Consider the following 14,200-nt stretch of genomic DNA (forward strand, 5'->3'; position numbering starts at 1 on the left):
GCGATATATTGGCAAACTGACTTCGCGACCCGTCGCGGCCCGGGCAGAAGAAACACGCGGCGCCTACACTGTCGTGGCACCCGGGCCCGAGGCCGTCAGCTTTTTGGCGATATTCCACCCCGTCGGCAAACATGGTCCAGGGGATCTGCGGACCCGATTTTGGTGGCGCTTCGGTGACCCCGTTTAGGAAAGTGATGCTTGTCCGTGTCCCCGTCCGGGCGCTCAACGCAGGAGGTGACCATGAGCAGGCGATCCAAGGCGGTAGGTCTACCGATTCTCAACGCACGTGCTGCGGCCATCGATATCGGTGCCCGCTTCCATGTCGTGGCGGTGCCCAGCGAATTGTGTACCGAGCCAGTGCAGACGTTTCAAGCCTTCACCGGTGACTTGCACCGAATGGCCAACTGGTTGTCCGCGCTGGGGATCACGACGGTGGCAATGGAATCCACCGGCGTGTATTGGATCCCGGTGTATGAGGTGCTGGAGGACGCGGGGCTGGAGGTCATCGTCACCAATGCGCGCGAAGCGCGCGCCGTGCCCGGCCGCAAGAGCGATATCAAGGACGCCCAATGGTTACAGCGCTTGCATGCTTGCGGTCTTCTGCGGGCCAGCTTTCGTCCGGGCCGGGAGATCGCGGCGCTACGCGCGTACCTGCGGCTTAGAGAAAGGCATCTGGATTACGCTGCCGCCCATATCCAGCATATGCAGAAGGCATTGACGTTCATGAATCTGCACCTTCATCACGTCGTCAGCGATGTAACGGGGGCGACCGGGCTGAGGATCGTGCGGGCCATCATCGCCGGCGAGCGTGACACTAAAGTACTGGCACGGATGCGTGATCTCCGATGCAAGGCAACGCACGAGGTGATCGAAGCCGCGTTGCAAGGCAACTATCAGCCCGAACACGTCTTTGCGCTACAGCAGGCACTGGAACTGTATGACTTCTATCAGCGACAGGTCGAGCAATGCGACCGGCAGATCGAGCAATTACTGACGAGGCTTGCTGCGCAATCCCCTGCGCCCACCGCACCGCTGCCTAAGCCACGTCATCGAACCAAACAGCCCAACGCCGTCGATTTCGACACACGACCACTGCTGCATCACATCACGGGCACTGATCTGACTCAAATCCATGGCATTGGCCCCTACCTCGCGCTGCGCCTGGTCTCGGAATGCGGCACTGATCTGAGCCGTTGGCCGACTGCTAAGCACTTTACGTCTTGGCTGTCGCTGTCGCCAGGTTGCAAAATCAGTGGCGGCAAGGTCCTGTCTTCGCGAACACGCAGGTCGAGCAATCCAGTCGCCGCCCATCTTCGCTTGGCAGCAGTGACGGTGGGCCGCACCGATACTGCGCTTGGCGCCTTTTATCGGCGCCTTGCGGCCCGCCTCGGCAAGGCAAAGGCGGTGACGGCGACAGCACGGAAGATTGCCGTGCTGTTCTATAACACAATGCGCTACGGGGCCGACTATAAAGATCCCGGTGCCGATTATTACGAGGCGGCTTACCGAGACCGTGTCGTCAAGCAGCTTCAGCGGCGAGCGGCAAACTTCGGGTTCCGCCTCGAAGCCATTGATGGTGTTTCTTAGGAAAGCCGCGGCCTGGTTCGCCCGGGAGACCGACTCGCTGCCCGACAAGGGTACGAATTCATGAAGGCGAACCAGGCCACCTGGCCCTTGGCGACCATGGCACGGCTGCTCAAGGTCTCGCGCAGCGGTTTCCATGCGTGGAATCAACGCCGGCCATCGGCCCATGCGCTGCGGGATATGGACCTGCTGGCACGCATCCGGGTCATCTACGCGCGTTCGCACGGCACCTATGGCATGCCGCGCATTCACGCGACGCTGGCCCGGCAAGGAATACACGTCGGGCGCAAGCGCGTGACGCGCCTGATGCGTGAAGCGGGCCTGCGCGGCGTGAGCCGGCGCCGCTGGGTAAAGACCACGCGGCGAGCACTTGGGGCACGACCGGCTCCAGATCTCGTGCAGCGCCACTTCCAAGCTGACGCACCGAACCGTCTGTGGGTCGCCGATGCGACCTACATACCGACCGCAGCAGGCTTCTTCTATCTCGCGGTGGTGTTGGATGTGTTCAGCCGCCGGATTGTTGGCTGGGCTATGGGCAGCTATCTGCGTACCGAGTTGATGCTGCAGGCGCTGGATATGGCGCTCGCGCAGCGCCGCCCCGAGGATGTCATTCACCACTCGGATCAAGGGTGCCAGTACACCTCCATTGCGTTCGGGCGACGTTGCCGTGAAGCCGGTGTGCGCCCCTCAATGGGTTCGGTGGGAGACGCCTTCGACAATGCAATGTGCGAGAGCTTTTTTGCTACGCTCGAATGTGAGCTGCTCGCGCGCACTCGATTTGTCTCGCACGACGAGGCCCGCCAAGCGCTGTTTACTTTCCTCGAAGGCTGGGGTACAACCCGCACCGCCTGCACAGTGCTCTGGGCTATCTCTCCCCGCAGGAATTTGAAAAGCTACCTGTCGGTGTCATGAATCCGCCGCTACACCGGGGCCTACACCGCCCCATTACAAGGAGAAAACCCATCGACATAAAATTCAAATGCAGATCTGTCCGATGAAACGGGGTAACCCCAGAGCTGTCGTACGCGCGGTGCGGCCCGCCGCCAAAAAGCGAACGCTCAACGTTTGACATGAGGGGCGGCCGCAAGTGGGCGAAGCCCGCTTGTGGACGTCCCTCGATGGAAGGGTTAGGCCTCGGGTTCGTGGCAAACCACTTCGATGTTGTGCCCGTCCGGACCAATGACGAAAGCTGCATAGTAGTTCGCGTGGTAGTGCGGGCGCAGACCAGGCGCACCATTGTCTTTGCCACCCGCCTCCAGAGCCGCGCGATAGAAAGCTTCGACTTGCTGGCGATTCTCGGCCGTGAACGCCAAGTGAAGATGCGCCGGCTTCTCCTCGGTTTGGTACAGGCACAATGAAGCCTTACCCTTTGGGCTAAGCTCGACACCGTACGTCGGCGCCCCCTCCGAGGCAACAGCTACGCCGAGCGGTTTGAGTGCCTTGAGGAAGAACGCTTTGCTCGCTGCATAGTCGCTGACTCCGAATTTGACGTGGTCAAACATGAGTTCTCCTGAAGTGTGTGGGCCTTAGCCAGCCATCAACGTAAAGACGGTCTTCAGCGGCCGTTACCACACGGGAGATGGTGACTGATTTTTTCGACAAGGCGGTCCACCTATCTATCGATAGCGTACTAGATGGACTACTTTTCAACCTGGAACAAGCATGGGCAGAGGATTGGATAAGCTTGCTGAGTTTCCGAAGGTTGCGCCAGAATGGTCAGTAACGGACAAGCAACGTTTGAATGACGGACTTCAGTATTACCGAGTTCATGGCCTCCGGTAGAGCGGGAAAACCACAACAGGTCGACGAGCTAAGCGAGCCATAAGGCGGAAGGCAATACGTGCGTCTGCGGCTGGAACTAAAACAAAAGCCCCGCGCGGATTGCTCCGGCGGGGCTTGGATGAATGTGGTTGCGGGGGCAGGACTTGAACCTGCGACCTTCGGGTTATGAGCCCGACGAGCTGCCAACTGCTCCACCCCGCGGGACGCAATATACGCTGGTTGGCAGCACCTGGATACCCCTTACACAAAAAAACCTGTGCAGATAGCTCTGAGCGGGTCTTCTCGGGCCGACCGCTTTGGCGCTGGCTCCGGAAGCTCGCTCTTGTGTCAGGCCTTACCTGGAGGGGGATCGCAGCCGAGGGGCACCGCCTCGGATGGACCAGCAAGGCGTAAGGCGCGGCAGCACGCCAAGCCAGAAGCATTTCCGCACCGAACGAGGACCGCATCCGAGAATGACGCCCAGCCTGATCGCGCCCCTACGCTTCCAGCCAGGTATGCTGTTCCCTGGCCGCATCCTCGCCGATCTGGGCCGCATGGGCCGCTGCCTGTTCGAGCCAAGGCGCATGCGCCGTGGGAACGTCCAGCATCGTCAAAGCCAGCCCGGATAATCAAGAATTCGTGGGATTATTAAACGTCTGCCAGCTAAACGACTGGAGCGCACCTTGACGACAGAACGGATGGAGTATAAGTGGCTCTCAGATCACTATGGCGTTACACCAATACAGGATTTTCAGATCACCAGCGAGATCGTCGCTGCTCGGCGCACCGTGGTAGCCGATGGCAGAACCCTTGAAACCTACCCCGCTGGTTCTCGCCAGGCGCCCACGCTGCAGGCCCACCTGACTTACGCACTCCGACAAGAGGGCGTTGAGTTGCCTTAACGGCGCGTTTGCATAACCGTCGGCGATATGCGGCTGAGCCTGCGTGAGGTTTGCGGAGCGCAACCAGCAGCAGATGCCCCTGTTCTACCAAGCTTGGGCCATCAACCACATTTCGTAGACACCGTCTGCGAAATTGCCCCGCCCCCTGATATAGGCATCGTCTGCAATTTTCACGGCTGACGAGACTCCTAAAGCCCTCTCCACGCCAGTCAGCAGCGTGCCCGGCACCGCCGGCGGGCTGCTCCATCCGCCCGGGCCGTGCCTCAAGTCAAAGATTGAGGCGCTGGAAATACCCGGTCAGTTCGAGGTAGCCCCGTCCGACCGCCTTGCCTCCCCGCAGCGCTGTCACCGCGCCCTCCCAATAGACCGCGCCGGTGCTCGCGCGGCTATCGAGTTCCTGATCATCCATCAGCGGTACCAGTTCGAGCGTGAGATCGCCTGCGTTCAACCCCATGGCAACCGGATAGCTCGTGCCCGTACGAGGTGAGCGCCAATGGCGCGCCGGCATGAAGTTGACCTCTTCGGGAGCCAGTACCTGGACGTGACCGTCGCTGCCGCGCAGCGTGCCGCCTCCCCAGAACTTGCGCCCCGCCTTGTCCCGGATCTGGAAAGCCATCAACGCGCCGCCGTCATCCAGGTTGATGCCGAGCCAGTCCCAGCCGACGGCCTCGTCGGCCAGCAAGGTCGACGACCATTCGTGATCCAGCCAGGCGGTGCCGTGCACGGTTTCCTGCTGGCTGCCCCGCTTCAAGGTGCCGCTCACCTTCAGCCCTGGCTGGCTGTAGTAATAGCTCGCCTGGGCCGCCAGAGGGCCCTTGCGGCTGTAACCCCGTTCGCCCTGTAGCAGCAACCTCTGGGTTGGCTCCATTGTCAGATCGAGCGTGAAATCCCGCGCGGGAATTCTGGCTCGGTAGCGCCCCGTCATTTCTCGGCGCAGCGACCAGTTGTCGATGTACACATCGGTGTCGGCAGTATTGGCAAGCGCCAGGCCAAAGCCGCTGCGCACCGCGCGCTGGTCGTGTTGGAGCTTGCCGACCACAGGCTCGCTCAGTGCGACATTGGCGAACAGCAGTTGCAGCGGCGCGAAGCGGCTTGGGTTGGCCTGGTCAAACTGCGGGCGCGAGCGGAAGAACGTAACCTGGAAGCCGAGCAGCGCTCCTGCCTGCGTCTGCAGCCAGCCGGTGGCATACCACCATTCGGTGCGATAGTCGGGGTGCGCGCCGTGGTCGCGTGGGAAGGCCAGGGTTCGACCTGCGTCGACTGGCGGATAAGCGGGCGCTGCGCCCAGCGCCGCGGCCGCCGCGCCGGAACCCGGCAACAACAGCAGGAATGAGCGCCGCTTCACCAATCCTCCTGCACCGCGCGCACGGCGCTACGCGACATCGCCTGCCGCCCGCTCGCCAGCGCAGCCAGCGAGGCCGCTGCCACCACCGCGCTCGCCACCTGGGCCAGGAATGCCCAAGGCACATGCAAGCTCATGGTCCAGTGGAACGACTGCGGGTTGACAACGTGAACCAGGATCAAGGCGATGACCCATCCCAGCGCAAGACCGGCTACCACGCCAAGCAGAGCGAGTAACGCGCCCTCCAGTGCCAGCATCGCGCCGATCTGCCAACGCATGAAGCCGAGATGCCGCAGCATGCCGAATTCCCGCGCACGAGCCAAGGCCTGCGCGCTGAAGCTGGCGCCGATGCCGAACAGGCCTATCACGACCGCTATACCCTCCAGCAGGTAGGTCACTGCGAAGCTGCGGTCGAAGATTTTCAGGGTGATGGTGCGAATCTCGCCGCGCTCGGCGAAGGTAATGTGTTCACCGCCGGCGACGCGCTGGCGCAGCCTCTCCTTGACCTGCGCCGGGCCGTTGCCCTGCTCCAGCCACAGGGCGACGTCAGTGACACGCCACTCGTCCGTGAGCCGCCGATAATCGTCCTGGCTGATCACCACCGTACCATACTGGCGCGCGTAATCGCGCCACACGCCGCCCACCAGGAAGGCGACGGCCCGGCCCTGCAGCGGCAGCGTGATACGTTGTCCCGGGCGGAAGCCATAGAGGTCGACCATCGCCTCGCTGACCCATACCGCCGGCGGATCACCCGGCTGCGCCGCGACGGGCGCAGCCGTCAGCGGCAACCGCGCGCCCGGATTGCGCGGATCGATCGGCCTGGCAATGACCGTTACGGGGGGACGCTGGGGATCAAGCAGGATCTGGCTCGAACGTAGAAACTCGGCACGCGCAACGCCACGGACGCTGGCGATGGCGGCTTGGTCGTCAAGCGAGAAATACGCGCTATCGCCGTAAGACGATGCACGCAGATAGAGGTCGGCCGGCAGGACATTGTGCAGCCAATCGTCCACCGAGATGCGGAAGCTTGACACCATAATCGCCATCGCGGCCATCAGGCTGAAGCTGGCGACAATGCCGGCCAGGGCGATGGACGCGCGGCCCGCTGCGCCGGCGAGTTGGGTCAGGGCAAGCTGCGGCACAGCCTGTCGCGAAGAGGGCAGCAAGCCGAACACAAGATGCGCCAGCCATGGCATCAGCAGGATGGCGCCCACCAACAGCAGGGCGATCGCCGCATAACCGAAGACCGGCAGATCCGCCACCGGCCGCAGTGGCGTCAGCCCAAGCCCGGCTGCCATCGCAGCAAGCCCGGTCCACGGCGAGCGTAGCCGCTTGAGCGGTGTCTCCTCATCGCCCGCCTTGAGCGCCTGCGCCGGCCGCGCGCGGGCGGCCTCCCATGCCGGTGCGAAACTGCCGAGCACCGCCGCGGACAAGCCGAGCGCGAAGAAGATCAGCGCTGCCAGCGCGTCGAAGCGGACCTTGGGCTTTACACCTTCAAAGTAGCCACCGCCCAGATCACCGCCCGCGTACCCGAGTACCGCGGCGGCGAGGACAAAGCCAAGCGCCAGGCCGAGCATCGCGCCGAGCGTGCCTTGAGCCACGCCTTCCGCCAGCAGCAGCCGCAGCAGACCAGCGCGCGTCATCCCCAAGGCGCGCAGCAGTGCAAGCTGCGAGCGCCGCCGCAGCACCGATACAGCCTGCATCGTGAACACCAGGAAGGCGCCTGTGAACAGCGCGACCAGGGCAAGCACGTTCAGGTTCACCCGATAGGCGCGCGACAGGTTGGAAGTCCGGCGCGCGTTGTCCTGCGGCGAACCCGCCACCACACCTGGCGGCAGCAGCGCGGCCAGCGCTTGCGCAAAGTTGCCCGTGTCCACTCCCGGTCTAAGCTTGACGTCGATCCGCTGCAGCAGGCCAAGCCGGTCGAGGCGCCACTGCGCCGCACCGATATCCATCACGCCCAGGCGCATGCCCTCGCCCGCCGCCGGCAGCGTGCCGGCAATACGCAGCGTAAGCGCGGTGAGCCCGACTTGCACGGTGAGCGGGTCCCCGGGCTTGAGATCGAGCCAGCTCAGCGCCGCCGGCGAAAGGAACACGGCGTCGGGATCGAGAACGTCGAGCTTGCCCGCGCGCTCCTCGGTGGGCCGCCCGATCAGATTGGGTGTCACAGGCGCCGCCCGGAACACATCGATGCCAAACAGCGTCAGCGCACCGGTGCGCCCCGGCACCAGCGCATTGACTTCCACCACAGGGCTGGCCGCCGCCACCTCCGGCAGGCCCGCGATGCGCGGATAGAGCGATTCGTCGAAGCCCATGCGCGGCCCGCGGATCTCCAGATCGGCATTCCCCATCAAGGAGCGCACCGCCTGGGAAAACTCCGCCAACGCAGCGTGGTTGACCAGATGCACGCCATAGCCCATTGCCACACCGATGGCCACGGCAAGGATGCCGATGATGGCGCGTCCGGGATGGGCGCGCAGTTCGCCCAGGAGTAGCACAAGGCCGAGCGAGCTTCGCGTTCGCATGGCTTAGGCGGCCGGGCTTATTGGCGGCAGTGGCCCCAGCGGCGTCAATCCGCCTGGCGTCAATTGCAAGACGCGATCCGCCGTCGCCGCAGCCAGTGCCGAGTGCGTGACGATCACCGCGGCCGTGCCATTTGCGTTGACCAGTTCGCGCAGCAGGCTTAGCACCCGCGCAGCCGTCTCGTGATCAAGGTTGCCAGTCGGCTCATCTGCCAGCAGCAGCATCGGCCGGTGTACCAGGGCACGTGCAATTGCCACCCGCTGCAGTTCCCCGCCGGAAAGCTCGCGCGGCAGACTGTCCTCGCGCCCCTCAAGCCCAACCGCGGCAAGCATCTCGGCAACGCGCGCCGACGCCTTTTCCCGCTCGAGGCCGTTCAACAGCAGCGGCAGCGCCACGTTCTGTGCCGCGCTCAAATTCGGCAGAACATGGAAGGCCTGGAACACGAACCCCAGCTTTCGCCGCCTCAGCAAGGTTGCGGCATCGTCGTTCAGCTTGCCCAGATCCTGTCCGTCGAACTGGATGCGGCCACTGTCGGGCCGATCCAGGCCGGCGATCAGGTGGAGCAGCGTTGACTTGCCCACGCCAGATTCACCCATGACGGCGACATATTCGCCGGCGTCCAGCGCAAGACTGACTCCTCGGAGAACCGTGCGCGGTCGGGCGCCGTTGTATGTCTTGGAGACGTCTGTAAGGGTCAGCACAATTTTGTCAACCTCGCAAGGCGCGCGTCCACGGCAAACCAATGACGGGAGAGCGGGCACAAGCCATTCTGCCACCATGGGAAGGCGCCACATAGGTAACAAGAAAGGGAGGAATGACCCACCGAATGGAACGACTGGGACCCCTCCCCCAGTACCTGCCGCGTAATGACCGAGGGCACGTGTTGAGCACTTCGGCAACGCCACGGATCGCGAGCGGTACACGAGCACCTCTTGAAAGTTATTTCAGCCGCATTTGATTGATTTCACGCATGACCTGCCTGCACTGCGTTGCCCGTAGGGCAACGATTTCGTGTAAAGATTGCTGTTCCTCGAACAAATTTTCCAGCCAACAATCCCCCCACACAACCGATTCTCGTATCTACGCGAGAAGGTCTAAGAAAGTGGAGGACGACATGCAAGACCGAGGACTACCCCCCGTCAAACGCTGGATCGCGCTTAGTGCCGCCATCCTGGGGATTACGCTGACCAGCGCGCCGGCGTCCGCCGCCGACGCGTTTCCCACCAAGCCGATATCGATGCTGGTCGCATTCCCGCCGGGGGGCCCCGCTGACGTTCTTGCGCGGGCCATGCAGCCGGCGATGGCCAAGGCGCTCGGCCAGCCCGTGGTCATCGAGAATCTGCCCGGCGCCGGCGGCGCGCTGGCAGTGCAGCGCCTGCTGAGCCGTCCGGCCGATGGCTACACGCTGATCATGGGCTCGCCCAACGAGGCCATCCTGACGCCGCTGGCGCTCGCCAGCGCCAAGTACAAGTCGGAGGAGCTGGCCCTGCTGGCGCCGGTCTCGAACCACCCGCTCGTCGTGATGACGCGCAGCGACCTGCCGTACAACTCGCTCGAACAGATCATCGCGGCCAGCAAGTCGGCAGGCAGCAAGAGCCTGACCTTCGGTAATCCGGGCTACGGGACCATGTACCACATCGTCGCCGAATACATCGCTCAGCTGACCGGCGCCAAGATGCTGCAGGTGCCGTACAAGGGCGCCACGCCGATGCTGGCAGACCTGACCGGTCGCCAGATCGACATGACGATTCTGCCAAACCTCGGTGCCTCCACGCAGCTGCTCGAAACGCACAAGATCAAGGCGGTCGCAGTGCTGGACACGCAGCGCATGCGAACGCTGCCCGATGTGCCTGCCATCTCCGAAACCAGCGTCGCACGCAAGTCCGAGTTCAATTATTCGATCTGGCTAGGCGTCATGAGCAGGGCCGGCATCCCGGCGGAGCGTGCCCGCGTATTGATGGACGCCTCGCAGCAAGCGCTGCGGTCGCCCGAACTGATCAAGGCGCTTGAGCTCTCCGGCGTGCAGCCGATGAGGCCGCAGACGCTCGAGGCCTCCGCGAAGTTCTACGTCGCCGAGACCGAGAAGTTCAGGAAGATGGCCGGCTCGATAAAGCTGACGCCGCAATAATTCCACCCGTCACGGCCGTTCCCATGGCGGCGCCGGCGCTGGCGTCGCCGGCCCCGCCTCGTTCCAGCATCCCGTTCCAAGGAGGTCTTCCTTGAATATCCTAGTTGCCGGTTTCCAGCACGAAACCAATACATTCGCCCCAACCATGGCCACCTACGAGAGCTTCGTCCGTGGCGAGGATTTTCCCGCCATGGTGCGCGGCGAGGCGATCTACGACCTGCTGGGTGTGAACGTGCCGATCAGCGGCTTCATCCACCACGTTCGCGAGCACGGTCACACCGTCACGCCTGTGATCTGGGCGGCTGCCGGGGCCTCGGCCCACGTCACGACCGATGCCTACGAGCGCATCGCCGGCGAGATCGTGGAGGCGGTAAGGACGGCCTCGTACGACACGATCTATCTCGACCTGCATGGCGCCATGGTGGCCCAGCACCTCGACGACGGCGAGGGCGAGTTGCTGGCGCGCATCCGTGCCGTGGCCGGCCCGGACATGAAGATCGTGGTCTCGCTGGATCTGCATGCCAACGTCACCGAACGGATGCTCGCGCTGGCGGATGGAGTGGTGGCGTATCGCACCTATCCACACGTGGACATGGCCGCCACCGGCAAGCGGGCAGCCGAGATGCTGCTGGAGTTATGCAGGCGGGAGTCGCGTGCGCACCTGGTGGCACGACGCGTGCCGTTCCTGATACCGGTCAACAGCATGTCCACGATGATGCAGCCCGCTCAAGGCATCTACGGCCTGCTCGAAGAGCTGGAGCCGCAAGGCGTGCTGTCGCTGTCGTTCACACCGGGCTTTCCCGCGGCCGACTTCGCCGAGTGCGGTCCCGTGGTTTGGGGGTACGGCTTCGACAGAACCCGCGTCGAGCGGGCCGTCGACGCACTGTTCGCGCGCATCTGCGAACCCGAGAGCCAGTGGGCCGTGCAGTTCGAGGAGCCGGATGCAGCGGTGCAGCGTGCCATGCGGATCGCGCAAAAGGCCACGCGGCCAGTGATCCTCGCGGACACGCAGGACAACCCGGGCGTCGGCGGCGATGGCAACACCATGGGCATGCTGCGTGCGCTTCTCAAGGCCGGCGCGCAGGACGCCGCGATCGGGATTATCTGCGATCCCGCCGCGGCCGCGGCCGCGCACCAGGCTGGTGTTGGCGCGAGGATCGAAATTGCGCTTGGCGGCTGCCCACAGGTGAGCGAGGATGCCCCGCTGCGGGCGACCTTCGAGGTGGAGGCGCTGTCTGAAGGCAAGTTCGTCTACGGCGGACCGATGATGCACGGCAAGGCTGCCAACATGGGACCAATGGCGCGACTGCGGCTCGATGGCGTGCTCGTTGCCGTTAGCTCGACCAAGGCACAATTGCTCGACCGCAACATGTACCGCGCGGTCGGCATCGATCCGGCGGGGATGAAGATTCTCGTGAACAAGAGCTCGGTGCATTTCCGCGCCGACTTCGCCGCGATCGCGGAAGACATTTTCGTGGTGCGTGCGCCCGGTCCGTTCATCGCCGATCCGGCGGACCTGCCATGGCAGCATCTCAAGCCCGGCATGCGCCTGAAACCGAACGGTCCGGCGTTCGCGCCGGCGCCCCGAATCTACGATAAGCTTACGCAGCTCGGCATCGAACTGCCCAAGGCTTCGGGCCCGGCGGCGGCCTATGTGCCGAGCGTGCGGTCCGGCAAGCTGATCCACGTGTCCGGCCATCTCTCTCGCGTCGATGGCCAGGTTCGGACCGGCCGCTTTGGCGACGACCTGCGCACCGCCGACGGTATCGCGGCGGCCCGCTTGGTTGCCATCGACTTGCTCGCGACGCTGCACGCCGCCACCGGCGACCTCGATTCGATCGTGCGGATCGTCAAGCTCACCAGCCTCGTCCATTCGACAGCGGACTTCACCGAGCAGCACCTCGTGACCAATGGCGCCAGCGAACTGCTCGCCGAGGTGTTTGGCACGCGCGGCCAGCACGCGCGCAGCGCGTTCGGCGTGCCGCAGTTACCACTCGGCGCCTGCCTGGAAATCGAACTGATCGTCGAGGTCGCCTGATTCCATGCGCGGCCTGAAACGTGATCGTTCCAATAAACCACTGCAGTTGCTTTAAAGCTCAACTTACGTTTGCAGCGACACAGCATCCGCGACCATCGCCAGGAAATTAGCCGTCTTCGCTGGTGTTGGCTCGATCCTCGACGCGAGCGCCAAGCGGATAGAGATGGAGCTGCCAACTATGTCTCTATAAACAACTCCCTCCACCTGTATTTGGCAGACAGAGGCAGGAACGAGCGACACACCGAACTCCGCTGCAACGAGATTCACAACCGAGGAGAGCTGCGGCGCTTCCTGGCCCGCAATGGGATCAAAGCCAGCCTTCTTGCACGCGCCGACGATGACGTCATGCAAAGTCGGACTTGCTTCCCTAGGTAGCAGTACAAAATGGTCTTCTGCCAATGCGTCGAGGGAGATTCGACGTCTCTTCGCAAGATGGTGCGTTGCAGGTAGCACGACCTTCATTGGCTCCACGGCAATGTGCTGAAGTTGAACCCCAGCCGGCGATTGCCCGCTCAATCGGACAAAGGCCACATCTACTCGACCATCATTAAGATATGCAAGGAGCTCGGACGTGTTACCTTCCGCCAGGGTCAGGACGACATTCGGGTAGTCCTGTCGATAAGCGCGAATTAGCCTGGAGACCACGGGGTTGAACGCGGCAGAGCCGGTAAATCCGATGTTGAGGCGCCCGATTTCGCCCCGTCCGGCGCTTTGCGCTTTCTCCACTGCTGCGCGCGTGTCATGAAGTATTCGCCTGGCATCCGTTGCAAACGCCTCGCCCGCTTCCGTCAAGACCACGCCATGCCCGGTTCTGCGGAAAAGCTTTACGCCGAGCTCCTCCTCCAACGCGTGAATCTGCTGGCTGAGAGGCGGTTGTCCAATGCCAAGCCTTTCCGCTGCCCGCGTTACGTTGCGCTCGTCAGCGACTGCGAGGAAGTAGCGAATATGCCGCAGCTCCATGCGATATCTGCTGTTATATATATCAGAAAGATGCGATAGATATTGGACAGTATATCAGCGACAGGCCAGAATGCCGCGTATCCCGCCTTGCCGAGAGCGTCCCGGTGTCTATGACCGCGGCGATGCTGTTTGAGGCCGAGGCGGCGAATCCATCCAACGAAAAGAATCAGCCCCCATGGAAAAGCTGCAGTCAACCAGGCCCGAATACCGGAACATCGGTATCTCGCAGATCGCGAGATACCGCTTGCCCTGGGCCGGCAAGGTATCCATCCTGCATCGCGTCAGCGGTGCACTGATGTTCCTCCTCCTTCCCTTCGTGCTGTACCTGTTCGAGCAGAGCATCACTTCGGAACTGAGCTTCGCAAAGTTCTCGGCCCTCCTGTCCGGCGGCTTCGTCAAGCTGGTTCTGCTGGCCCTGATCTGGGGTTATCTGCATCACTTCTGCGCCGGTATCCGTTTCCTGCTGCTGGATGTGCACGTTGGTGTCTCCAAGCCCGCTTCGGCTAAGTCTGCCATCAGCGTGCTGGTTGTCAGCCTGCTGCTTACCCTGATTTTCGGCCTGAAGCTGTTCGGCCTGTTCTGAGGAGAATCACGGTGGCAAACAACAATATCGGTCCCAAGCGTCTTGTCGTCGGTGCCCACTACGGCCTGAAAGACTGGCTCGCGCAACGCGTCACGGCCGTGATCATGGTGGTCTTCACCGTCGTCCTGGCCATTGCCTTCCTGCTGTCGAACGGCGCTTCATACGAAGCGTGGGCAGGGCTCTTCTCCAACCAGTGGATGAAGATCATCACGTTCCTGACCATCCTGTCGCTGCTCTATCACGCCTGGATCGGCGTGCGCGACATCTGGATGGACTATGTGCGCCCGATGGCCGTGCGCCTGGTGCTGCAAGTTCTTACGATTCTGTGGCTCGTCGGTTGTGCGGGCTACGCTGCTCAGATTCTCTGGAGGGTGTAATA

Annotated in this window: 10 protein-coding genes, 1 tRNA gene and 1 pseudogene; 6 read left to right on the forward strand and 6 right to left on the reverse strand. The window is 63.0% G+C overall.

The genetic code is table 11. The features are described from left to right. Positions 1-240 precede the first annotated feature (240 nt). Positions 241-1,587 carry an IS110 family transposase gene (locus tag ABNX08_RS41805; RefSeq protein WP_349607926.1) on the forward strand — a complete coding sequence of 449 codons (1,347 nt, stop codon included), beginning with the start codon at positions 241-243 and terminating at the stop codon, positions 1,585-1,587. Next, positions 1,588-2,582 (forward strand): annotated as a pseudogene (locus ABNX08_RS41810) (IS3 family transposase); the annotation flags it as partial. A 129-nt stretch (positions 2,583-2,711) separates the two neighbouring features. Here the strand turns inward: ABNX08_RS41810 and ABNX08_RS41815 are convergent. The 5 genes from ABNX08_RS41815 to ABNX08_RS41835 form a co-directional block, all read right to left on the reverse strand. Further along, the gene (locus ABNX08_RS41815; protein ID WP_349607928.1) at positions 2,712-3,086 is read right to left on the reverse strand and encodes a VOC family protein; all 375 of its coding nucleotides are present in this window, start codon (positions 3,084-3,086) and stop codon (positions 2,712-2,714) included. A gap of 405 nt (positions 3,087-3,491) precedes the next feature. Beyond that, positions 3,492-3,567, reverse strand: a tRNA-Met gene (locus tag ABNX08_RS41820). Between the two features lie 948 nt (positions 3,568-4,515). Next, positions 4,516-5,592: a lipocalin-like domain-containing protein gene (locus tag ABNX08_RS41825; protein ID WP_349607930.1), complete on the reverse strand. Its 1,077-nt coding sequence runs from the start codon at positions 5,590-5,592 to the stop codon at positions 4,516-4,518. Next, positions 5,589-8,114 (reverse strand): FtsX-like permease family protein, encoded by a 2,526-nt coding sequence (locus ABNX08_RS41830; protein WP_349607932.1) that lies wholly within the window; start codon positions 8,112-8,114, stop codon positions 5,589-5,591. Before ABNX08_RS41830 ends, ABNX08_RS41825 begins: the two co-directional genes overlap by 4 nt. Before the next feature lie 3 nt (positions 8,115-8,117). Continuing rightward, positions 8,118-8,813 carry an ABC transporter ATP-binding protein gene (locus ABNX08_RS41835; protein ID WP_349607934.1) on the reverse strand — a complete coding sequence of 232 codons (696 nt, stop codon included), beginning with the start codon at positions 8,811-8,813 and terminating at the stop codon, positions 8,118-8,120. 413 nt (positions 8,814-9,226) lie between these two features. On the opposite strand from ABNX08_RS41835, the gene ABNX08_RS41840 reads away from it, so the two are divergent. Together ABNX08_RS41840 and ABNX08_RS41845 are read left to right on the forward strand one after the other, a co-directional pair. Next, positions 9,227-10,240, forward strand: a complete 1,014-nt coding sequence (locus ABNX08_RS41840; protein ID WP_349607936.1) for a tripartite tricarboxylate transporter substrate binding protein — start codon at positions 9,227-9,229, stop codon at positions 10,238-10,240. A 91-nt stretch (positions 10,241-10,331) separates the two neighbouring features. Beyond that, entirely contained in the window at positions 10,332-12,278 is a 1,947-nt protein-coding gene (locus tag ABNX08_RS41845) for an Atu1372/SO_1960 family protein (protein WP_349607938.1), read from the forward strand. A gap of 63 nt (positions 12,279-12,341) precedes the next feature. Here ABNX08_RS41845 and ABNX08_RS41850 read toward each other — a convergent pair whose 3' ends face one another. Next, positions 12,342-13,238, reverse strand: coding sequence for a LysR family transcriptional regulator (locus ABNX08_RS41850; protein ID WP_349607940.1), 897 nt, complete (start codon positions 13,236-13,238; stop codon positions 12,342-12,344). A gap of 175 nt (positions 13,239-13,413) precedes the next feature. Here ABNX08_RS41850 and sdhC point away from each other — a divergent pair, with 175 nt between their 5' ends. Continuing rightward, positions 13,414-13,821: a succinate dehydrogenase, cytochrome b556 subunit gene (sdhC, locus tag ABNX08_RS41855; protein WP_349607942.1), complete on the forward strand. Its 408-nt coding sequence runs from the start codon at positions 13,414-13,416 to the stop codon at positions 13,819-13,821. Between the two features lie 11 nt (positions 13,822-13,832). Next, positions 13,833-14,198 (forward strand): succinate dehydrogenase, hydrophobic membrane anchor protein, encoded by a 366-nt coding sequence (gene sdhD / locus ABNX08_RS41860; RefSeq protein WP_010814617.1) that lies wholly within the window; start codon positions 13,833-13,835, stop codon positions 14,196-14,198. Positions 14,199-14,200 lie beyond the last annotated feature (2 nt).

This window comes from Cupriavidus sp. DF5525 (assembly GCF_040149425.2).
Classification (GTDB): Bacteria; Pseudomonadota; Gammaproteobacteria; order Burkholderiales; family Burkholderiaceae; genus Cupriavidus; species Cupriavidus pickettii_A.

Bases quoted from the DNA above. Each gene is read 5' to 3' on its own strand.
- ABNX08_RS41815 (WP_349607928.1), bottom strand. From the start codon at position 3,086: ATGTTTGACCACGTCAAATTCGGAGTCAGCGACTATGCAGCGAGCAAA.
- ABNX08_RS41805 (WP_349607926.1), top strand. From the start codon at position 241: ATGAGCAGGCGATCCAAGGCGGTAGGTCTACCGATTCTCAACGCACGT.
- sdhC (WP_349607942.1), top strand. From the start codon at position 13,414: ATGGAAAAGCTGCAGTCAACCAGGCCCGAATACCGGAACATCGGTATC.
- ABNX08_RS41830 (WP_349607932.1), bottom strand. From the start codon at position 8,114: ATGCGAACGCGAAGCTCGCTCGGCCTTGTGCTACTCCTGGGCGAACTG.
- ABNX08_RS41850 (WP_349607940.1), bottom strand. From the start codon at position 13,238: ATGGAGCTGCGGCATATTCGCTACTTCCTCGCAGTCGCTGACGAGCGC.
- ABNX08_RS41840 (WP_349607936.1), top strand. From the start codon at position 9,227: ATGCAAGACCGAGGACTACCCCCCGTCAAACGCTGGATCGCGCTTAGT.